Here is a 522-nt window from a genome sequence, read left to right as displayed (position 1 = left end):
GTGTGGTGTGGGAAAGACGGCTGGGGATATCTGTTTGCCGTGATTGACGCTTATGACCGGGAGATTGTGGGGTACTCGTTTTCCCGGTTCTGCCGGACGGAGGACCTGCTGAAGGCTGTGGATATGGCGCTGAACTATCGCTTCCCGAACGGCGTTCAAGGTGCCGGTTTGACATTGCGAACGGATAATGGCTGCCAGATGACGAGTCGACGGTTCATCCAAGCGATGAAGGCCTGCCAAATCCACCACGAGCGGACGGGGTACAACAACCCCGATGCTGACGGATACATCGAGCGATTCTTCCGGTCGCTGAAGGAAGAGGAGGTCTGGCTGCAGGAATACAGCAGCTTTGCCGAGGCGAAAGCGGCGATTGAGTCGTACATTCACTTTTACAACACGGACCGACCTCATTCCGCACTCGGTTATCGCTCACCGTTGGAATTCAGAAATTGGAAAACGCAACAGAACGCAGCGTGAGACGGTTTTTATCTGAATTGCATCTCTCTCTTAAAGGCCATCCCA

General features: G+C 54.0%; 1 protein-coding gene. It reads left to right on the top strand.

Features of this window, described 5'->3' with window-relative positions:
* On the top strand, positions 1-477 hold a 477-nt coding region (locus tag AK2_RS16280), incomplete at its 5' end, for an integrase core domain-containing protein (protein ID WP_169794820.1).
* Positions 478-522: the final 45 nt, after the last annotated feature.

The organism is Alicyclobacillus kakegawensis NBRC 103104 (genome assembly GCF_001552655.1).
GTDB lineage: Bacteria > Bacillota > Bacilli > Alicyclobacillales > Alicyclobacillaceae > Alicyclobacillus_G > Alicyclobacillus_G kakegawensis.
Note: the sequence above shows the minus strand (reverse complement) of the source record. Positions and strands in the feature narration are given on the sequence as shown.